The sequence below is a fragment of the Streptomyces sp. PTY087I2 genome (genome assembly GCF_001687325.1).
Classification (GTDB): domain Bacteria; phylum Actinomycetota; class Actinomycetes; order Streptomycetales; family Streptomycetaceae; genus Streptomyces.
The window spans coordinates 1-19024 of the sequence record NZ_LZRD01000011.1 but is presented as its reverse complement, the minus strand read 5'-3'; the positions used below and the strand labels follow the sequence as shown (position 1 = coordinate 19024).

Below are 19024 nucleotides of genomic sequence, written 5' to 3'. Positions count from 1 at the left end.
TCACCGGAAGGCGTCGAGACCGGTGAGCGCCTTGCCCAGCACCAGCTGGTGCATCTCCACGGTGCCCTCGTAGGTGAGCACCGACTCCAGGTTCGTCGCGTGCCGCATGACCGGATACTCCAGCGAGATTCCGTTGGCCCCGAGGATCGTGCGCGAGGTGCGGCAGATCTCGATCGCCTCCCGCACGTTGTTGAGCTTGCCGAAACTGACCTGCTCGGGGCGGAGCCGTCCCGCGTCCATGCGCCTGCCCAGATGGTGGGCGAGCAGGATGCCCTTGTGCAGCTCCAGGGCCATGTCCGCCAGCTTGGCCTGGGTGAGCTGGAAGCCGCCGATCGGCCGGCCGAACTGCTCCCGGCTCCGCGCGTAGTCGAGGGCCGACTCGAAGCTGGCCCGCGCCGCGCCCATGGCGCCCCAGACGATGCCGTAGCGCGCGTGGCTCAGACAGCTGAGCGGGCCGCGCAGCCCCTGCGCGTCCGGCAGCACCGCGTCGGCCGGCAGCCGCACCTCGTCCATCACCAGCTCGCTGGTGACCGAGGCGCGCAGCGACCACTTGTGGTGGATCTCCGGCGCGGAGAAGCCAGGAGTGTCGGTCGGGACGACGAAGCCCCGGATGCCCCGGCCGTCCTCGCCCTCGTCGGTCTGCGCCCAGACGATCGCGACGCCGGCGACCGAGCCGTTGGTGATCCACATCTTGCGGCCGGTGAGGATCCAGTCCTCGCCGTCGCGCTTGGCGTACGTCCGCATCCCGGCCGGGTCCGAGCCGTGGTCGGGCTCGGTCAGGCCGAAGCAGCCGATGATCTCGCCGGCCGCCATGCCGGGCAGCCACCGCTGCTTCTGCTCCTCGGAGCCGAAGCGGTGGATCGCGTACATGGCGAGCGACCCCTGTACGGAGACGAGCGAGCGGATCCCGGAGTCGGCGGCCTCCAGCTCCAGGCAGGCCAGCCCGTACTGGACGGCGCTCGCCCCGGCGCAGCCGTAGCCGTCGAGGGACATGCCGAGCGCGCCCAGGGCGCCGAGCTCGCGGGCCAGCTCCCGGATGCCGGGCAGCTCGCCCTTCTCGTACCACTCGGCGATGTGCGGCAGGACGCGGTCGGTGGCCCAGGTGCGGACGGTGTCGCGGATCGCGAGGTCGTCCGGGCCGAGCAGGTCGTCGATGCCGAGGGGATCGGCGGCGTCGAACGGCGGGAGCTTCGACGGCTTCGCGGACGCGGTGCTGGACATGAGGGTGCCTCCGGCGGCTCGCACGGTGCTCGGAGGGACCGGGAGACGCCCGCCCTCCGAAAACTAGCAGTGGTAGTCAGGGCGTCGTGCTGACGTTACGGGTCAGTGTGCCGCTCGTCCAGAGCCCGCCGCCTCGGCCGGTTCGCGGCGCGCGGGCAGCATCGGGCGCGGGATCCGGCGGGCACGCCCGGCGGGCCGGACGGGCTCGGCGGCCTTGGCCGGCTCGGCCGGTTCGGCTTCGGTCCGGCGGCAGGGCTCCTTCGGCGGGCACTCCATGACCTTCGGCAGCCGCAGGGCGGCCAGCGCCCCGAGCAGCAGCAGCCCGGCGCTGACGAAGAGCGTGATGTGGAGTCCGTCGATGAAGGCGTGCTGGGCCGTGGTGCGCAGCAGATCGCCCATCGGGCCGCCGAGCTGCGCGGCGACCTGGTAGGCCTCGCCCAGCGAGTGGGAGGCCTCGGCCCCGGCGCGGGCGGGGACGCCCTGCTCGCGGAGGGAGGCGAGGCCGGGGGCGTAGGCGGCGTTCATGACACTGCCGAGCAGGGCGATGCCGAGGCCCGCGCCCAGTTGGTAGGAGGTCTCGCCGATCGCCGCCGCGCCGCCCGCCCGCTCCGGCGGGGCGTCGCTGAGCATCGACTCGTACGCCCCGAAGAGCGTGGTTTGCAGTCCGAAGCCGAGCAGCACGAACGCGGCGGTGAGCAGTCCCGGCCGGTCGTGCTGGCCCATCGCGGTGAGCACCAGCACGGAGGAGGCGGTGAGGACGAAGCCCCAGCCGACCATGCGCCGGGGGCCGAGGCGGCGCAGGGTGTACGAGCCGGTGGCGCCCGCGGCCATCGCCGCGAAGGTCAGCGGCAGGAGGCGCAGCCCGGTCTCCAGCGGGGTGAGCCCCAGCACCAGCTGGAGGTACTGGACGGCGATCAGCTGGAGGCCGACCAGCGCCAGCATGGCCAGCACGATGCAGCCGACGGCGGTGGAGAACGCCGGGCGGGCGAACATCGTGACGTCGATCAGCGGATGCCTGCGGCGCTTCTGGCGGCGGACGAAGACGATCAGGAGGGCGAGACCGAGGGCCAGCGGGCCGAGCGCGACCGGATCCAGGAGCCCCGCACCGCCGCCCAGGCGCTTGACGCCCAGGACGACGCCGAGCACCCCGGCCGCGGCCATCAGCGCGCCCAGCACGTCCCACGGGCCGTCCTCGCCGCCGCGCGACTCGGGCAGCAGCCAGCGGCCGAGCGGCAGGATCACGGCCATCAGCGGGATGTTGATCAGGAAGACCGAGCCCCACCAGAAGTGCTCGACCAGGAAGCCGCCGACGACCGGACCGGTGGCGGCGCCGACCGCGGCGACCGCGGTCCACACCCCGATGGCGAGCGCCCGCTCCCGGCGGTCGGGGAAGACCTGGCGCAGGATCGACAGCGTGGCGGGCATGATCATCGCGCCGCCGACGCCGAGGAGGGCCCGGGCCGCTATCAGGACGCCGGAGGTGTCGGCCGTCGCGGCGAGCACGGAGGCTGCGCCGAACAGCGCGTAACCGATCAGGAGCACACGCCGTCTGCCGATCCGGTCACCCAGCGTGCCGAAGAGAATGAGCAGCGAGGCGCAGACGAGGGGGTAGGCGTCGACAATCCACAGAAGGGCCGTGCCGCTCGGGCGCAGATCCTCGGTGAGGGACGGAACCGCGACATGAAGCACGGTCGCGTCGAGGGCGACGACCAGAAGGCTGAGACAGAGGACGACGAGAACGACCCAGCGGTTGGCGTCGTCGGCGGCTTTGCGCAGCCGGACTCCGGCCGTGGTCGTCCCGGACATCTACCTACCTCCCGATGAGTCCCTCGCGCTCGGCGGACCGACGGTGACGTGGGGTGCGCGTCCCTCGGGCCCGGCATCGACGGGCGAGTGATTCGCCAGCGTACGCGAGTTCGGGGTGGTCACACGTGGTCCACGTCATACCCCGGTCCGCCGCACAGTGTGGCGTACGCCATCCCGGACCCGGTCGGGGGGCTCCCCCGGGAGGGCCGACGGGCCCGTCGCGGCGGGGGCACAAGCGGCCGGCGCGAGGACGGCGGGGGCGGCGTGCGTCTCCCCCGAATGGCGGGATCAATTGCCGCGGATTCCGGTGCGGCTCATTTTCCGAGAGATCAAACACGCTTACGAACGGAACCCGCGCGCTTTTGGGGCCAAGATCACGGGGATTCTTCCCGACGCCCGGAAAAGACGGCGTCCCGAGACAAAGTCCACATCACATCGTCATCACAAAGCGGCCGGATTGGCCTGCTCGCGCGCTCACTCGCTGTAACGTCGATTGGGTGCGTACCGACATCTTTGCCCGGCTGGACCGGGAGCCGGAACCGCCGAAGATAGAGGCACCGCGGATGAGCCGTCACCGCATCGCCCTCTTCGGCGGGACGTTGGCGTTCTATCTCGCCATCGTCTGGGCGGTGCTGATCACGTCCTGGCTGGTGGCCCTGGACTGGAAGGTCATGCTGTTCCGGCCCTACCAGCAGTGGCCCGAGCTGCACCCCTTCCTGGACTACTACGTCGTGCTCGGCCAGCGCGGCCCCACGGCGGTGATGGTCGCCTGCTGGCTGGGCTGGCGCTCCTGGCGTCAGCACACGCTCCGGCCGCTGCTGGTCCTCGGCACGTCCCTGCTGCTGCTCAATGTCACGGTGGGCGCGGTCAAGCTGGGGCTCGGGCGGCTCGGCCCGCACTACGCGACGCAGATCGGCTCGGCCGAGATGTTCGCCGGCGGCGATATATTTCCCTCCGGGCACACCGCGAACGCCGTCGTGACCTGGGGAATCCTCGCCTATCTGGCCACCACGCCCCGGGCCAGGCGCTATCTGTCGGCGGTCTCCGCGACGGTCTCGCTGGGCGTCGGCCTCACCACCGTCTACATCGGTACGCACTGGCTCAGCGATGTCCTGCTGGGATGGGCGGCCGGGCTGCTCATCCTGCTGGCGCTCCCCTGGTTCGAGCCGCTGATCGCCCGGACCGAGGCCTGGATCTTCGCGATGCGCGAGCGGTGGCGGGAGCGTCGCGGCGGGGCCGGTCCGGCCCCCGTGGCCGATACCGGGCCGCAGCCGGTGCTGCTGCCGCAGTCGATGGCCACCGACGCCCTCACCGCCGAGGCCGTGACCGCCCCGGCCGAACCGGTGCTCCCCGCCGGGCACGCGGCGACGGGTGTCCGGGCGCGGGCCCACACCGGGCACCCCGCGCGCCCGGGCTCCATGCCGGTGGCCCCGGCGGGCGTCCGCCGTCCGCCGCCGCACACCGAGCGGGGCCCGCGCGCGGGCAGCCCGGCCCGCCCGATGACCGGCGGCTGACACAGGCCCGTAGCGACGCCGAAGGCCCCGACCACGGTCGGGGCCTTCGGCGTTCGCGGGGTGCCGAACCGGGCGCGGGGGCGGGTCAGCCCACCCAGCAGCGCGTCACGGTGTTGTCCTCGACCTGGAAGTTGATGCGGCCGTGGCGGAACTCCATGGTCAGGAACGTGCCCGGGGGGACGGCCCGGACCGTGTCCCAGCCACGGCTTCTGGCCTGCCGCTCGGCGGCGTCGGCGGCGAGGCCGACATACGCGTCGGTGGCGTCGTCCGGCTGTGCTGGAGGGGTCGGTAGAGATGCCATGCCCTCACCGTAGGCGGCCCCGGACCGTGACGGAAGGCGGGGCCCGCCGGGGCGTTCCACTGCATCTCCACGTGCCGTGGCGGTCACGCTTGTGTCACAGGATCCCCACACGCATATACGCGGTTCCATTCACTCGAACGGACCGGCGAGAAGCATCGGCGCGCATTATCCGGGGTCCCGGTTCACCGGTCCGACGATGGTCTCGGCAGCCTTCCGGAATCATGGGGTGACCTGCTTCTTTTACGATCGGAACGGCGGCTCGTCCGAATGGCCGGGACACCGGAATTTCGCTCCCCCGTAAACCTTCATTTCCTTGTCACTCCGGGGAATCACCCCGGAGACTCACGGTCCGTCGAGCGCCCGCGTGAGCCGGTCCCGCGCGTCCCGCATCATCTCGGTGAGCTCGGGAGGCTCGACGACCTCGAAATCGATCCCCATCACCAGCACGTGGATCACCAGCACGGTGAGATCCGGCGCGCCCGTGGTCAGCCGGCAGCTGTCCGCGTCCACGGCCTCGAGGACCCCGGCGGACGGCGAGATCCGCTGGGCTGCCTCCGCCAGTGGAGCTTTCAGCAGGATCACGGCGCGGGCCGCGTAGGCGGAGACCGCGACGCCCTGGGAGACGTACGCCGCCAGATCCTCGGCGGGCGGGGGGCGTGGGACGAAGCGGGGGCCGTGGGGCGGGGTCGGGGTGATCCGGTCGGCCCGGAAGGTGCGCCAGGCCTCCCGCTCCAGGTCCCAGGCCACCAGATACCAGCGGCGCTCGGTGCAGACCAGCCGGTGCGGCTCGACCGTGCGGCGCGAGGACTCCCCGCCGTGGGTCCGGTAGGCGAACCGGAGCCGTTCGGCGTCCCGGCAGGCCGCGGCCAGCTCGGTGAGCAGGCCGGGGTCGACCGCGGAGGCGTCCTGGCCGCGCAGCATCGGCACGGTGAACGCGCCGAGCGCGCCCACCCGGCGGCGCAGCCGGTTCGGCAGCACCTGTTCCAGCTTGGCGAGCGCGCGTACGGAGGACTCGCCAATGCCCTCGACGCCGTGTCCGGCGGCCGTGCGCAGGCCGACGGCGACCGCGACGGCCTCCTCGTCGTCGAGCAGCAGCGGCGGCAGCTCGGCGCCCGCCCCGAGCTGGTAGCCGCCGCCGGTTCCCCGGGCGGCGTTCACCGGGTAGCCCAGTTCGCGCAGCTTGTCGACATCCCGGCGGACGGTGCGCGGGGTGACGCCGAGCCGGTCGGCCAGATCGGCGCCGGACCAGTCGCGGTGGGTCTGGAGCAGTGAGAGCAGGCGCAGCAGCCGTGCCGAGGTCTCCAACATGCGGGCGAGTCTGCCAGGGCTTGCGGACAGCCCCCGTCCGCAAGCCCCTCCCTTACTCAGCCGACGGCCGGTGCGGGCTCCAGGCGCAGGCAGAGGTCGTTGTCGGCGGTGTAGCAGGGAGCGGCGAGCACCCCGGGGGCCGCCGGGTGGCCCGGGTAGACGAAGGACTTGTTGCGGGACCAGACGTCGTCGAGGATCCGGGAGACCCTGACCCGGTCCGCGCCCGCCGCCGGGACCAGCCACAGCTGCCAGAGCTGCGCCTCGGGCACGGGTCCGGCGGCCACCGGGGCGTAGGGCAGGGTGAAGGCGAAGGACCCGGCCGGTCCGTCCGGGTCCGGGGCGGTGAGCGGGACGCTGTGCACCCGGCCCGGCTCCCCCGGCAGGCGGGCCTCCACCGTGGCCCCCTCCCCCGCCTCGACGCCGTACAGCACGCCCCGGACCGTCATGCCGGACGGGCCCGCGAGGACGGCGCCCGCTTCGGCGTGCGGGGCGCGGACCCAGCTGCGCACGGCGAGCCGGCCGTCGAGCGTCGGGTACGGGACCCGGGCGCTGACGGTGGCGGCCCCGGTGTCCGGGCAGCGGTCGACGAGGGCCCGCAGATCGCGCAGCCCGGGTTCGACGACCGCCTCGGCGGGCTCGTCCCCGGGCTCCTCGACATACGCGTCCCAGCGTCCCTCGGCCAGTTCGGCGGAGGCGGGGAGCACCGCCCGCAGCCGCCCGGGCGACGGCCTGCTGAGCGGTATGCGTATCGTGCCGCCGGGCTTCCTGCCGGCCGCGCCCCGGCGGCGCAGGAGCAGCACGGAGTCGGGGGCCGGGGCCGGGGCCGTCATCAGGTCGAAGGTGAGGGTTCCGGCGCGGTCGGCGGCGCAGTCGGCGCGTACGGCGGTGGCGTTCATGAGGTCCTTCCCTTGCGGAGCAGGTCGGCGGCCTTGTAGCGCACGGCGTAGGCCCCGTCGAGGACGCTGCCCCGGGTGCGGTGCAGCGCGGTGCGCAGGGGGCCGTGCCCGTGTCCCTGGGTGCCGCGCGCGACGAGTTCGGCGAAGAGGCTCTCGTGCTGCTCGGCGATGCGGGCGGGGTCGAAGCGGGCCGAGGCCTTGAGCGCGGCCCCGCCCATCCGGTGGCGCAGTCCGTCGTCCTCGATCAGCTGGAGCAGCGCGGCGGCGGTCGCGTCCGGGTCGCCGACCGGCACCAGGCGGCCGTCGACGCCGTCCTCGATGATCTCGGCCGGTCCGTGCGGGCAGTCGGTGGCGACGACCGGCAGTCCGCCGCGCATCGCCTCGACGATCGTCATGCCGAAGGACTCGCGCTCCGAGGTGACGGCGGCGATCGACCCCTTGGGCCATTCGGCCTCCATCGGGTTGGCCGAGCCCATCAGGAACACATGGTTGTGCAGGCCGAGTTCGTCGATGAGGCCGCGCAGCGCCGCCTGTTCGTTCCCGGTCGCGTCCCCGTCGCCGTAGATGCGCAGCCGCCAGTCGGGGCGGGCCGCGGACACCTGGGCGAAGGCCCGCACCAGGTGGTCGTAGCGCTTGACCCGGTGCAGCCGGCCGGCCGCGACGACCCACTTCAGGTCGCCGTCCGCGGGCGGGCAGGCGGGCTCGGGGACGGCGTTGGGGATGGCCTCGATCCGTACGCCCGGCAGCTTCAGCCGGCCGCGGTAGTCGTCGGCGTCGGCGCGGGTGACGGTGGTGAGCGCGTCGAGCAGCGGGTAGCGGTGGGCGATCTCGCGGCGCAGCCGGTAGCCGTGGCTGTCGAGGGTCAGGTGCTCCTGCCCGACGCGCACGGGTCCGCGGCGGGTCTGCCGGCTGATGTGCACGTTGAGTCCGGGGCGGGTGCCGACGACGACGTCCGCCTCGATGGACCGGAGATGGGCGGCGATGCGGGCGTCGGTGAGCCGGCTGTACTGCTTGTGTCGGCTGTCGCCGCGCGGGAACACGGTGGCGGGCCGGGCGTGTTCGGGGTTCTCACCGTCGTAGGTCGCGCTCTTCTTCCGCAGGTCGACGAGGTGGCGCAGCGTCACGCCCTCGGGCGCGCCGAGGACGGGGGCGTCACGGTGCCGGAAGACGGACACGATCTCGACGTCGTGCCGCTCGGCGAGCGTACGGGCGAGCGTGAACGTCGTCCGGATCGTTCCTCCGATTCCGTAGGCATTGTGCAGAAGAAAAGAAATATGCATGGTGTCGCTGTTTCCCCTGTCGACCCGGCCTGGTCAAGACTGTCACTTCCCCGCGGATTTGTGCCCGAAATACGCCGGGAAATCCCGGAGCATCCGCGAGATGGCGCACGGGATCCCCGGTTCCGTCACCGGACCCCCACTGACCTGCGGGTTCCGGAGGCTGCCCATCCGTTTTCCTGCGGGTCCGTATGTGCCGGACCCGCTCCCACGGGCCCACCGGTGCGGTAAACCGGCGCCTGCCCGCCACTCGTTCGCCAATACATTCCTCCGAGCTTGACGAAGGAAAATGCCGGGAGGTTGCCTGCGTCCCGGCAAAAATTCCGGGCGGGTCGCGGAAGCCGTACGCCGGACACGCGGGAGCCGTACGCCGAACAGTCGATGTACCGATGTGTCGACCTGGCCGCACTTCCGTCCGCCCAGGTGCGTGACCCCGGCCACGGATCCCGCGTTGTCTCTTCATGAGCCGGGAACCACCCGGCCCACGCACCGAGTTCGAGGAGCCCCCGTGCCGCGCATGCTCGACGTCAGCCAGGACGTACGCGCCGAGATCGGCGACGACGAAGCCGACCGGCTGCTCGTCGGCGACAACGCCCCGGGCAGTTACGACTGCACCTCCTGCCGGACCCCCGGCGACTCCGACCAGGAACGCACCAGCACCGTGCTGTTCATCGGCGACGAGACCGCCGTCCTCGCGTTCGCCCACGCGACGTGCATCCCCTCACAGGTCGTCAGGGTCGCGGAGGACCAGCTCCAGGGCGCGGTGCGCAGCATCACCGGAAGCGAGCAGAAGGACACGGAGGGGCTCATGCCCGAACAGGCCGTCCTCGGCATCACCAGCGGACTCGTCCTCATCGAGAACGATCTGCGCCCGGCCCTGGTCGTCGAACCGACCGGCCCGGTCGCCCGGCCCGGCACCGACGGCAGCGGGGGCGACGAGTTCCTCCAGCTGCTGCTGGAGCAGGGCTTCCGCCCGGCCCCCGACATGAACCGGCTGCCGGAGGTCCTCCCGGGCTGGTCCGTGCTGCTGGCGGTGGGTCAGCTGCACGCCGTCCTCCAGCCGAGCGCCGGCGGCGGCAACCCGGTCGCCTGGTGGCAGGCCCACCAGCCGCTCCAGGTCACCGAGGGCTGGCGGGCGGCGGTCAACAAGTCGCAGACGGTCCTCGTCTTCGCCGCCCCGGCCGGCACGATCGGCCAGCAGCCGCGCGAGGACCTGCTGCGGGACGCCCTGGAGAAGGCCGCGGTCAACGGGCTCCTGGTCGCCGCCTCGATGCCGCTGGCCGGGACCTGATCATGTCCGGCCGGCTCGGCCACCCCCTCCGAACAGCGATTTCTCCGGCGGGGCCGCATCCGACGGGCCGTGAGGTCGTTGGCACCTACGTGCACTCATACGACTCCCCTCGCCAGCATCAGAGTCAGATCCCTGCCATGCGTCCTTCGCAGGATCCGTCGGGGGGCCCGTCCCCCACCCCGATCTACGACGCGCTGTACTCCGAGTACCGGCGCTCGTTCCGGGCGTTGCCGGGCGACCGGAGCGGCGAGGAGAATCTCTCCTTCTCGGCCTTCGGCGCCGGTCTCTTCGCCTCCAGGGCCCCGCTGAGCGGTCACTCCGCCTCCTCCTCGCACGGCGGGCACAGCGGCCAGAGCGGAAGCGGCGGGCAGAGCCAGCACACGACCGGCAGCCTCGGCTCCTGGCAGCGGGTCGGGCGGCATGCGGGACGGCCCCGTCCCGCAGCGCTGCCGCCGGGGTCACGGGACTCCTGAGGCCCGGACGGGCAGAGGCAGTACGACGAAGCCCTGGGCCGCTCTCTCGTGGGAGCGGCCCAGGGCTTCGTCGTACGCCGGTGTTACTTGTTGCGGCCGCGCTTCTCGCGGACCCGGACGGAAATGTGGATCGGGGTGCCCTCGAAGCCGAACTCCTCGCGCAGCCGGCGCTCGACGAAGCGGCGGTAGCCGTGCTCCAGGAAGCCGGAGGCGAAGAGCACGAAGCGCGGGGGCTTGGTGCCCGCCTGGGTGCCGAACAGGATGCGCGGCTGCTTGCCGCCGCGGATCGGGTGCGGGTTGGAGGCGACGATCTCGCCGAGGAAGGCGTTGAGCCGGCCGGTGGGGACGCGGGTCTCCCAGCCCTCCAGGGCGGTCTCGATGGCCGGGACCAGCTTCTCCATGTGGCGGCCGGTGACGGCGGAGACGTTGACGCGCGGGGCCCAGGAGATCTGCGCGAGCTCCGTCTCGATCTCGCGCTCCAGGTAGTAGCGGCGCTCCTCGTCGAGGGTGTCCCACTTGTTGAAGGCCACGACGATGGCGCGCCCGGCCTCCACGGCCATCGTGATGATGCGCTGGTCCTGGACGCTGATGGACTCGCTGGAGTCGATCAGGACGACGGCGACCTCGGCCTTCTCCACGGCGGCGGCCGTACGCAGCGAGGCGTAGTAGTCCGCGCCTTCCTGGAGGTGGACGCGGCGGCGGATACCGGCCGTGTCGATGAACTTCCAGGTGATGCCGCCGAGGTTGATCAGCTCGTCGACCGGGTCGCGGGTGGTGCCCGCCAGCTCGTTGACGACGACCCGGTCCTCGCCCGCGACCTTGTTCAGCAGGGAGGACTTGCCGACGTTCGGGCGGCCGATCAGGGCGATCCGGCGGGGCCCGCCGAGGGCCGTGCCGAACTTCTGGGCCGGGGCGTCCGGCAGGGCCTCCAGGACCGCGTCGAGCATGTCGCCGGTGCCGCGGCCGTGCAGCGAGGAGACCGGGTAGGGCTCGCCGAGACCGAGGGACCACAGGGCGGTGGCGTCGGCCTCGCCGCTCTGGCCGTCGACCTTGTTGGCGCAGAGGACGACGGGCTTGCCGGCCCGGCGCAGCAGCTTGACGACGGCCTCGTCGGTGTCGGTGGCGCCGACGGTGGAGTCGACGACGAAGACGACCGCGTCGGCCGTCTCGATGGCGTACTCCGCCTGGGCGGCGACGGAGGCGTCGAGGCCCAGCACGTCCTGCTCCCAGCCGCCGGTGTCGACGACCTTGAAGCGGCGGCCGGCCCATTCGGCCTCGTAGCTGACGCGGTCGCGGGTGACACCGGGCTTGTCCTGCACGACGGCCTCGCGGCGGCCGATGATCCGGTTCACCAGGGTCGACTTGCCGACATTGGGGCGGCCGACGACGGCGAGCACGGGAAGCGGGCCGTGACCGGCCTCGTCGAGCGCGCCCTCGACCTCCTCGGGGTCGAAGCCTTCCTGCGCGGCGAGCTCCATGAACTCCGCGTACTCGGCATCGCCAAGTTCTCCGTGCTCGTGGCCCGAGCCCTCGGAGTGAATCTGGTCGTTCATGAAGTCCGTTCCTCTTTGCATCATCATCGATGGACCACGATCAGCGCGGTCCACTACTCAAGTCAGGTCAAGTCTGGCCTATCGCCCGGTGAGGCGCTTGGCGCTTTCCAGGTGGGCGGTCAGCTTCGCCTGGATCCGCAGGGTCGCCTCGTCCAGCGCCTTGCGCGTACGCCGCCCGTCGTCGGCGCTCGCGTCGAACGCGTCGCCGAAGACGACGTCGACCCGGCTGCGCAGCGGGGGCAGCCCCCGTATCAGCCGTCCGCGGCGCTCGGTGCTTCCCAGGACGGCCACCGGGACGATCGGGGCCCCGCCCCGTACCGCGAAATAGGCGAGTCCGGCCCGCAGCGAGGCGAAGTCTCCCTCGCCCCGGGTGCCCTCCGGGAAGATCCCGAGGGCTCCGCCGTTCTCCAGTACGCCGAGCGCGTGGCTGATGGCGGTGCGGTCGACGGTCGTACGGTCCACCTCGATCTGCCCGATTCCGTGCAGGAACGGGTCGAGGGGGCCGACGAACGCCTCCTTCTTGATCAGGAAGTGCACCGGCCGGGGTGCGGTGCCCATCAGCATCGGTCCGTCGATGTTGTGGGAGTGGTTCACCGCGAGGATGACGGGTCCGGCGGCGGGCACCCGCCAGGCGCCGAGCACCCGGGGCTTCCACAGCCCGTACATCAGGCCGATGCCGATGGTGCGCCCGACGGCCGCTCCGCGCAGCGTGGGCGCGCCGGTGGCATCGCTCACGCGGCGACCCGCTTCCCCTCGACGAGGGTGACGACGCACTCGATGACCTGCTGGAGGGTCAGCTCGGTGGTGTCCACCTCGACGGCGTCGTCCGCCTTGGCGAGCGGGGAGGTCTTGCGGCCGGAGTCGGCGGCGTCCCGCTTGATCAGGGCCTCACGCGTGGCGGTCAGGTCGGAGCCCTTGACCTCGCCGCTGCGGCGGGCGGCGCGGGCCTCCGGGGAGGCGGTGAGGAAGATCTTGAGGTCGGCGTCGGGCAGCACGGTGGTGCCGATGTCGCGGCCCTCGACGACGATGCCGCCGGTGGCGGCCGCGGCGATGGAGCGCTGGAGCGCGGTGATGAGCGTGCGCACCTCGGGGACCGCGCTGACGGCGCTGACCTTGGAGGTGACCTCCTGGGTGCGGATCGGGCCGGAGGCGTCCTCGCCGTCGACGGTGATCGTCGGGGCGGCGGGGTCGGTGCCGGAGACGATCACGGGCTTGGCGGCGGCGGTAGCGATCTCCTCCGCGTTGCTCACGTCGATGCCGTTGGTCAGCATCCACCAGGTGATGGCCCGGTACTGCGCGCCCGTGTCCAGGTAGCTCAGGCCGAGCGCGGCGGCGACGGCCTTGGAGGTGCTCGACTTGCCGGTGCCCGAGGGCCCGTCGATGGCGACGATCACGGAGGAGCGTGCGGTTTCCACGGTGGTGGACACCTTCCTGGTACACGGGGTGGGGACGGACGGGCCAGGGAACGGCCTCGTACCAGGTTACCGAGTGCGGGACGTGCCCTTGTACCCCGTACGGCGGAGGCGCCCGCCACCCGGCCGGGTGGCGGGCGTCCCGGGCTCAGCCGCGGATCGACCAGCCCCGTTCCTGGAGGGCCGCGCCGAGGACCGGGGCGGCGCTGGGCTCGACCATGATCTGGACGAGGCCCGCCTGCTGGCCGGTGGCGTGCTCGATGCGGACGTCCTCGATGTTGACCCCGGCCCGCCCGGCGTCGGCGAAGATCGCGGCCAGCTCGCCCGGCTTGTCGCCGATGAGGACGGCGACGGTCTCGTACGCGGTGGGGGCGGCGCCGTGCTTGCCGGGGACCCGGACGCGGCCGGCGTTGCCGCGCCGCAGGACGTCCTCGATGGTGTGGGTGCCCGCGCTGCGCCTCTCCGCGTCGGCGGAGCCGAGGCCGCGCAGCGCGGTCACGGTCTCCTCCAGGTCGGCGGCGACCCCGGCGAGGACGTCGGCGACCGGGCCGGGGTTGGCGGAGAGGATCTCCACCCACATCCGGGGGTCGGAGGCGGCGATCCGGGTGACGTCGCGGATGCCCTGTCCGCACAGCCGTACGGCGGTCTCGTCGGCCTCCTCCAGCCGGGCGGCGACCATCGAGGAGATCAGCTGCGGGGTGTGCGAGACGAGGGCGACGGCCCGGTCGTGGGCGTCGGCGTCCATGACGACGGGGACGGCCCGGCAGAGGGCGACCAGTTCCAGCGCGAGGTTGAGCACCTCGGTGTCGGTGTCCCGGGTCGGGGTGAGGACCCAGGGGCGGCCCTCGAAGAGGTCGGCGGTGGCGGCCAGCGGACCGGACCGCTCCTTGCCCGCCATGGGATGCGTACCGATGTACGGGGTGAGGTCGAGGCCGAGCGCCTCCAGCTCGCGGCGGGGGCCGCCCTTGACGCTGGCGACGTCCAGGTAGCCGCGGGCCACGCCGTCGCGCATGGCGGTGGCGAGGACGGCGGCGGTGTGCGCGGGCGGCACGGCGACGACGGCGAGGTCGACCGGGCCGGCGGGCGGCTCCTCGGTCCCGGCGCCGAGCGCGGCGGCGGTGCGGGCCGACTCGGGGTCGTGGTCGACGAGGTGCACATGGATGCCCCGGCCGGCCAGCGCGAGGGCGGCGGAGGTGCCGACGAGCCCGGTTCCGATGACGAGGGCGGTTCTCACTGGGCGATGTCCTTGCGCAGGGCGGCGGTGGCGCCGAGGTAGACGTGGTTGATCTCGGCGCGCGAGAGATAGGTCTCGACATGCACGAGGATACGGACGACCCGGGGCATGGCCCCCTCGACGTCCAGTTCCTGGGCGCAGATCAGGGGTACGTCGACGATCCCGAGGCCGCGCGCGGCGGCGGCCGGGAAGTCGCTGTGCAGGTCCGGGGTGGCGGTGAACCAGATGCTGATCAGGTCGTCGGCGACGAGCTCGTTGCGTTCCAGGACGGCGGTCAGCAGCTCACCGACCCGCTCGTCCATGTGCCCGGCCTCGTCCCGTTCCAGCTGGACGGCGCCCCGGACCGCTCGTACCGCCACGTCGCACTCCTCGTTCTTCGCTCATGTGCTCTTCACGCTTCGTCCGCCTCCGGCCCGGCGGCCGGCGGCTCACCTCAGCCTAGATCGACAGCGGCGGGCCCGGTCACGGTGTTCCGTCCGTGAGACGGGCGGGCCGCAGCCGTCGGAGCCCGGTCCGCCACCCGGTCGGGGGCACGGCCCGCCCGGTTGCTTCGCCCGGGGGCCCGCCGCCGCCACGATGGCCCCCACCGACCGTCACCGAAGGAGAGCCTCCATGAACGCACGGCGTAGGACGGTGCTGGCCGCGGGTGCGGCGGGCGCCGCCGCCCTGGCCACCGGCTGCGGATCCTCCGACGGGGACGGCGGCGGGGACGCGAGCCCGACGCCGAGCGCGCCGGGGGACGCCACGGGCGGGGCGGAGCTGGCCCGGACCGAGGACATCCCGGTCGGCGGCGGCACCATCTTCAAGGAGCAGAAGGTGGTGGTGACGCAGCCGGCGGAGGGCGAGTTCAAGGCGTTCTCCGCCGTCTGCACCCATGCGAGCTGTCTCGTCTCGACCGTGCGCGACGGCACCATCAACTGCCCGTGCCACGGGAGCAGGTTCAGCATCACGGACGCGGCGGTCGAGACCGGCCCGGCGACCCGGCCGCTGCCCGCCGAGGAGATCAGCGTCTCGGGCGGGGCGATCCGGCTGGGCTGAGTACGGCCCTGGAATCTCAGGGGCGCCGCGGCCCGCTCCCCCGTACGCTCACGGCCATGATCACCGCCGCCGACGAGGCACTCGTACGCGACCACACGGTCTACGCCTGTGTGATGGGCTCACGCGCGTTCGGACTGGCCACGGAGGACAGCGACACGGACCGGCGCGGTGTGTTCCTCGCGCCCACTCCGCTGTTCTGGCGCTTCGAGAAGCCGCCGACGCATGTCGAAGGGCCCGCGCCGGAGCAGTTCTCCTGGGAGCTGGAACGCTTCTGCGAGCTGGCGCTCCGGGCCAACCCGAACGTGCTGGAGTGTCTGCACTCCCCGCTGGTGGAGTCGATGGACGACACGGGCCGGGAGCTGCTGGCGCTGCGCGGGGCGTTTCTGTCCCGTCAGGCGCACGGCACGTTCGTCCGGTACGCGCTGGGCCAGCGGAGGAAGCTGGAGGCGGACGTACGGGTACACGGCGCGCCGCGCTGGAAGCACGCGATGCATCTGCTGCGGCTGCTGGCGAGCAGCCGGGACCTGCTGCGCACGGGCGAGCTGCGCATCGGCGTGGGGGATGCCCGGGAGGAGCTGCTGGCGGTGAAACGGGGCGAGGTGTCCTGGGCGGAGGTGGAGCGCCGGATGGACCGCCTCGGCCGGGAGAACGACGAGGCGGCGGCCCGGTCCCCGCTGCCGCCGGAGCCGGACCGGGCGGCCGTGGAGGACTTCCTCGTACGGACCCGGCGGGCCTCGGCGGTGCGGGCCTGAGGGCGCTCAGGCGTCCCAGAGCGCCGCGAGGGACAGCAGGTCGCTGCGGTACTCGATGCGCTCGGACCACTCCTTGGGCCAGGCCGCCGCGCCCAGGTGGGCCCCGGCCAGCGCTCCGGTCAGGCAGGCGATGGAGTCCGAGTCGCCCCGGGTGCAGGCGGCCCGGCGCAGGGCGGTGACGGGCTCCTCGGGGAAGAGCAGGAAGCAGTGCAGGGCGGTGGCGAGGGCCTCCTCGGCGATCCAGCCGTCGCCGGTCCGCTCGCACGGGTCGGTCTCGGGCGACGGGTCGCGCAGCGCGTCCCGTACGGTCTCCAGGGCCAGCAGGCACTCGTCCCAGCCGCGCTGGATGTACGCCTGCGGGGTGGCGTCGCCCGCGTGGCGCCAGAGGTCGCCGAGCCAGCGGGTGTGGTAGCGGCCCCGGTTCTCCACGGCGTAGCTGCGCAACTGCCCGATCAGGCCGAGGGGTTCGGCGCCCTGGGCGAGCAGGAACACCGCGCGGGCCAGCAGGTCGGACGCGGCCAGGGCGGTGGGGTGGCCGTGGGTGAGGGCGGCCTGGAGCTGGGCGGCACCGGCCCGCTGCTCGGCGCTGAGGCCGGGGACCAGGCCGACGGGGGCGACCCGCATGTTGGCGCCGCAGCCCTTGGAGTGCGTCTGGCTGGCCTCCTGCCAGATCCGGGTGTTCTCCAGCAGCCGGCAGGCGGTGAGGCAGGTGTTGCCGGGGGCGCGGTTGTTGTCCGGCGCGTGGTACCAGGCGATGAACTCGGCGCTGACCGGGCCCACCATCCGTTCGGGGGTGAGCAGTCCGCTGTCCATGGCGGTACGGATGCCCCGGCCCAGCGCGATCGTCATCTGGGTGTCGTCGGAGACGACGGCGGGGTTCAGGAGGGGCATCCGACGCCAGGGGCCGAACGTGGCGAGGATGGAGGGCACGTCGTTGAACTCGGTGGGGAAGCCGAGCGCGTCGCCGAGGGCGAGCCCGGTCAGGACGCCGGTCGCGGCCTGCTTGGTGAGGGGCGGGGTGGCGAGGGTCATCGGTCGTGTCCTTCCGTTCCGGAGGAGGAGGGGGAGGCTTCGGTGCGCGGCGGGCGCAGGAGCGGCGGGTGCAGGGCGGTGGCGTCGCCCGCCCGGTAGAGGGCGGCGGGTTTGCCCCGGCCGCCGGTGCGGCGCGGCGGGCCGCCGACCGGCTGGACGAAGCCCGGGGCGCTCAGCACCTTGCGCCGGAAGTTGGGGCGGTCGAGCTCGACCCCCCAGACGGTTTCGTAGACCTGCTGGAGCTCGCCGAGGGTGAACTCGGCGGGGCAGAACGCGGTGGCCAGGCAGCTGTATTCGAGCTTGGCGCCGATCCGGTCGCGGGCGTCGGCGAGGATCGTGTCGTGGTCGAAGGCGAGGGGCCCGGCCGCGTCCGCGTCCCACCACCGCGCGCTCGCCGCGTCGCCGCCGCCGCGCGGTTCGGGCAGGTCCGGCAGGAGGGCGGCGTAGGCGACGGAGACGACCCGCATCCTCGGGTCGCGGTCCGGGTCGGTGTAGGTGCGCAGCTGCTCCAGGTGGAGGGCGCCGACCGTGTCCGGGCCGAGGCCGGTCTCCTCGGCCAGTTCGCGGCGGGCGGCGTCCCCGGCGGACTCGCGGGGCAGCAGGAAGCCGCCGGGCAGCGCCCACCGGCCCCGGAAGGGCTCCTGGCCGCGTTCGACGAGCAGCACGTGCAGCCGGGCCTCGCGGACGGTGAAGACGGCGAGGTCGACGGTGACGGCGAACGGGGCGAAGGCGTGCGGGTCGTAGCCCTCGGGGGCGGGGGTGGTCATCGTTGCTCCGGGAGAGGTGCGGCGAAGTCCCGGCCGGTGGCGAGGAGTTCGTCGACGGCGACAGCGGCGGCGAGCCGCGTCTCGAGCGACTCATCCTTTATAGTCACTCTGACTATAAAGGATGGACGGGGACAGCGAAAGGCCCGCGGCCGGTTCTGTTCGAACTTTCCGAACAGAACCGACCGCGGGCCCCGGTGAAGCTTCTGGAGACTTCTAGAGACCGACCTCGCGCATCAGCATGCCGACCTCGGTGTTGGTGAGGCGGCGCAGCCAGCCGGACTTCTGGTCGCCCAGCGGGATCGGCCCGAAGGACGTCCGCACGAGCCGCTCGACCGGGAAGCCGGCCTCGGCCAGCATCCGGCGCACGATGTGCTTGCGGCCCTCGTGGAGGGTCACCTCGACCAGGTAGTTCTTGCCGGTGTTCTCGACGACGCGGAAGTGGTCGGCGCGGGCGTACCCGTCCTCCAGCTGGATGCCGTCCTTGAGCCGCTTGCCGAGGTCGCGCGGCAGCGGGCCCTGGATGGCGGCCAGGTAGGTCTTCTTCACGCCGTACTTCGGGTGCGTGAGGCGGTGGGCCAGCTCACCGTGGTTGGTGAGCATGATGATGCCCTCCGTCTCGGTGTCGAGCCGGCCGACGTGGAACAGCCGCGTCTCGCGGTTGGTCACGTAGTCGCCGAGGCACTGGCGGCCGTCCGGGTCCTCCATCGAGGAGACGACACCGGCGGGCTTGTTCAGCGCGAAGAAGAGATACGACTGGGCGGCGACGGTGAGGCCGTCGACCTTGATCTCGTCCTTGTGCACGTCGACGCGCATGCCCTGCTCGACGACGATCTCGCCGTTGACCTCGACGCGGGCCTGCTCGATCAGCTCCTCGCACGCGCGGCGCGAGCCCATTCCGGCCCGGGCGAGGACCTTCTGCAACCGCTCGCCCTCCTGCTCGGCGCCCGGGTGGGTCTTGGGCAGCTTGATGTCGGGCTTGTTCGCGTACCGGTCGCGGTTGCGCTGCTCGATCTTGGCGTCCAGCTCACGGGGGCGCGAGGGGCTGCCGCCGCGCCGGAAGCCGCCGCCGCTGCCGCCCTGCGCGGACTTCGGGCCGCCCTTGGCGCCGCCGCGGGCCGCCGCGCCCCGGCCCTTGCGGGGGCCGTCCTG

At 72.9% G+C, this 19024-nt stretch carries 19 protein-coding genes; 5 read left to right on the top strand and 14 right to left on the bottom strand.

Features of this window, described 5'->3' with window-relative positions:
- Positions 1-1221 (bottom strand): acyl-CoA dehydrogenase family protein, encoded by a 1221-nt coding sequence (locus tag A3Q37_RS13930; RefSeq protein ID WP_065483483.1) that lies wholly within the window; start codon positions 1219-1221, stop codon positions 1-3.
- Positions 1222-1323: 102 nt separating this feature from the next.
- Positions 1324-3027: an MFS transporter gene (locus tag A3Q37_RS13925; RefSeq protein WP_065483479.1), complete on the bottom strand. Its 1704-nt coding sequence runs from the start codon at positions 3025-3027 to the stop codon at positions 1324-1326.
- A gap of 497 nt (positions 3028-3524) precedes the next feature.
- On the opposite strand from A3Q37_RS13925, the gene A3Q37_RS13920 reads away from it, so the two are divergent.
- Complete coding sequence (locus tag A3Q37_RS13920; RefSeq protein ID WP_065483476.1) at positions 3525-4541, top strand: phosphatase PAP2 family protein; 1017 nt, start codon at positions 3525-3527, stop codon at positions 4539-4541.
- Between the two features lie 85 nt (positions 4542-4626).
- Here A3Q37_RS13920 and A3Q37_RS13915 read toward each other — a convergent pair whose 3' ends face one another.
- The 4 genes from A3Q37_RS13915 to A3Q37_RS13900 form a co-directional block, all read right to left on the bottom strand.
- On the bottom strand, positions 4627-4842 hold the full coding sequence (locus A3Q37_RS13915; RefSeq protein ID WP_065483471.1) for an I78 family peptidase inhibitor: 216 nt from the start codon (positions 4840-4842) through the stop codon (positions 4627-4629).
- Between the two features lie 342 nt (positions 4843-5184).
- Entirely contained in the window at positions 5185-6150 is a 966-nt protein-coding gene (locus A3Q37_RS13910) for a YafY family protein (RefSeq protein ID WP_065483468.1), read from the bottom strand.
- Between the two features lie 56 nt (positions 6151-6206).
- Positions 6207-7046, bottom strand: coding sequence for a transferase (locus A3Q37_RS13905; protein WP_065483465.1), 840 nt, complete (start codon positions 7044-7046; stop codon positions 6207-6209).
- A complete protein-coding gene (locus A3Q37_RS13900; protein ID WP_065483455.1) occupies positions 7043-8326 on the bottom strand; it encodes a glycosyltransferase family 4 protein in 1284 nt (427 codons plus the stop codon). Before A3Q37_RS13900 ends, A3Q37_RS13905 begins: the two co-directional genes overlap by 4 nt.
- A 505-nt stretch (positions 8327-8831) precedes the next feature.
- Between A3Q37_RS13900 and A3Q37_RS13895 the strand changes: the two genes are divergently transcribed.
- Both A3Q37_RS13895 and A3Q37_RS13890 read left to right on the top strand, forming a co-directional pair.
- Positions 8832-9614, top strand: a complete 783-nt coding sequence (locus A3Q37_RS13895; protein WP_065483445.1) for a hypothetical protein — start codon at positions 8832-8834, stop codon at positions 9612-9614.
- Between the two features lie 137 nt (positions 9615-9751).
- Entirely contained in the window at positions 9752-10087 is a 336-nt protein-coding gene (locus A3Q37_RS13890; RefSeq protein ID WP_065483438.1) for a hypothetical protein, read from the top strand.
- 83 nt (positions 10088-10170) lie between these two features.
- On the opposite strand, the gene der is transcribed toward A3Q37_RS13890, so the two are convergent.
- The 5 genes from der to aroH form a co-directional block, all read right to left on the bottom strand.
- A complete protein-coding gene (gene der / locus A3Q37_RS13885; RefSeq protein WP_065483435.1) occupies positions 10171-11640 on the bottom strand; it encodes a ribosome biogenesis GTPase Der in 1470 nt (489 codons plus the stop codon).
- A gap of 78 nt (positions 11641-11718) precedes the next feature.
- Positions 11719-12375 carry a 1-acyl-sn-glycerol-3-phosphate acyltransferase gene (locus A3Q37_RS13880; RefSeq protein WP_065483432.1) on the bottom strand — a complete coding sequence of 219 codons (657 nt, stop codon included), beginning with the start codon at positions 12373-12375 and terminating at the stop codon, positions 11719-11721.
- Positions 12372-13067: a (d)CMP kinase gene (cmk, locus tag A3Q37_RS13875; protein ID WP_065483429.1), complete on the bottom strand. Its 696-nt coding sequence runs from the start codon at positions 13065-13067 to the stop codon at positions 12372-12374. The genes A3Q37_RS13880 and cmk overlap by 4 nt, the downstream gene beginning before the upstream one ends.
- 133 nt (positions 13068-13200) lie before the next feature.
- Positions 13201-14286 carry a prephenate dehydrogenase gene (locus A3Q37_RS13870; protein WP_065483426.1) on the bottom strand — a complete coding sequence of 362 codons (1086 nt, stop codon included), beginning with the start codon at positions 14284-14286 and terminating at the stop codon, positions 13201-13203.
- Positions 14283-14645 carry a chorismate mutase gene (gene aroH, locus A3Q37_RS13865; protein WP_065483423.1) on the bottom strand — a complete coding sequence of 121 codons (363 nt, stop codon included), beginning with the start codon at positions 14643-14645 and terminating at the stop codon, positions 14283-14285. The genes A3Q37_RS13870 and aroH overlap by 4 nt, the downstream gene beginning before the upstream one ends.
- Positions 14646-14898: 253 nt before the next feature.
- On the opposite strand from aroH, the gene A3Q37_RS13860 reads away from it, so the two are divergent.
- Positions 14899-15324: a Rieske (2Fe-2S) protein gene (locus A3Q37_RS13860; RefSeq protein WP_065483420.1), complete on the top strand. Its 426-nt coding sequence runs from the start codon at positions 14899-14901 to the stop codon at positions 15322-15324.
- 56 nt (positions 15325-15380) lie between these two features.
- Positions 15381-16076: a DNA polymerase beta superfamily protein gene (locus tag A3Q37_RS13855; protein WP_065483417.1), complete on the top strand. Its 696-nt coding sequence runs from the start codon at positions 15381-15383 to the stop codon at positions 16074-16076.
- Positions 16077-16082: 6 nt separating this feature from the next.
- Here A3Q37_RS13855 and A3Q37_RS13850 read toward each other — a convergent pair whose 3' ends face one another.
- From A3Q37_RS13850 to A3Q37_RS13840, 3 genes are all read right to left on the bottom strand, one after another.
- Complete coding sequence (locus tag A3Q37_RS13850; protein ID WP_065483413.1) at positions 16083-17108, bottom strand: ADP-ribosylglycohydrolase family protein; 1026 nt, start codon at positions 17106-17108, stop codon at positions 16083-16085.
- On the bottom strand, positions 17105-17875 hold the full coding sequence (locus A3Q37_RS13845; RefSeq protein WP_065483402.1) for an NUDIX domain-containing protein: 771 nt from the start codon (positions 17873-17875) through the stop codon (positions 17105-17107). The genes A3Q37_RS13850 and A3Q37_RS13845 overlap by 4 nt, the downstream gene beginning before the upstream one ends.
- Positions 17876-18088: 213 nt before the next feature.
- A partial coding sequence (locus A3Q37_RS13840) for a pseudouridine synthase (RefSeq protein WP_065483394.1) occupies positions 18089-19024 on the bottom strand: 936 nt, incomplete at its 5' end.

Bases quoted from the DNA above. Each gene is read 5' to 3' on its own strand.
- A3Q37_RS13900 (WP_065483455.1), bottom strand. From the start codon at position 8,326: ATGCATATTTCTTTTCTTCTGCACAATGCCTACGGAATCGGAGGAACG.
- A3Q37_RS13930 (WP_065483483.1), bottom strand. From the start codon at position 1,221: ATGTCCAGCACCGCGTCCGCGAAGCCGTCGAAGCTCCCGCCGTTCGAC.
- A3Q37_RS13915 (WP_065483471.1), bottom strand. From the start codon at position 4,842: ATGGCATCTCTACCGACCCCTCCAGCACAGCCGGACGACGCCACCGAC.
- A3Q37_RS13925 (WP_065483479.1), bottom strand. From the start codon at position 3,027: ATGTCCGGGACGACCACGGCCGGAGTCCGGCTGCGCAAAGCCGCCGAC.
- A3Q37_RS13850 (WP_065483413.1), bottom strand. From the start codon at position 17,108: ATGACCCTCGCCACCCCGCCCCTCACCAAGCAGGCCGCGACCGGCGTC.
- A3Q37_RS13910 (WP_065483468.1), bottom strand. From the start codon at position 6,150: ATGTTGGAGACCTCGGCACGGCTGCTGCGCCTGCTCTCACTGCTCCAG.
- A3Q37_RS13860 (WP_065483420.1), top strand. From the start codon at position 14,899: ATGAACGCACGGCGTAGGACGGTGCTGGCCGCGGGTGCGGCGGGCGCC.
- A3Q37_RS13845 (WP_065483402.1), bottom strand. From the start codon at position 17,875: ATGACCACCCCCGCCCCCGAGGGCTACGACCCGCACGCCTTCGCCCCG.
- A3Q37_RS13905 (WP_065483465.1), bottom strand. From the start codon at position 7,046: ATGAACGCCACCGCCGTACGCGCCGACTGCGCCGCCGACCGCGCCGGA.
- A3Q37_RS13890 (WP_065483438.1), top strand. From the start codon at position 9,752: ATGCGTCCTTCGCAGGATCCGTCGGGGGGCCCGTCCCCCACCCCGATC.
- A3Q37_RS13855 (WP_065483417.1), top strand. From the start codon at position 15,381: ATGATCACCGCCGCCGACGAGGCACTCGTACGCGACCACACGGTCTAC.
- der (WP_065483435.1), bottom strand. From the start codon at position 11,640: ATGAACGACCAGATTCACTCCGAGGGCTCGGGCCACGAGCACGGAGAA.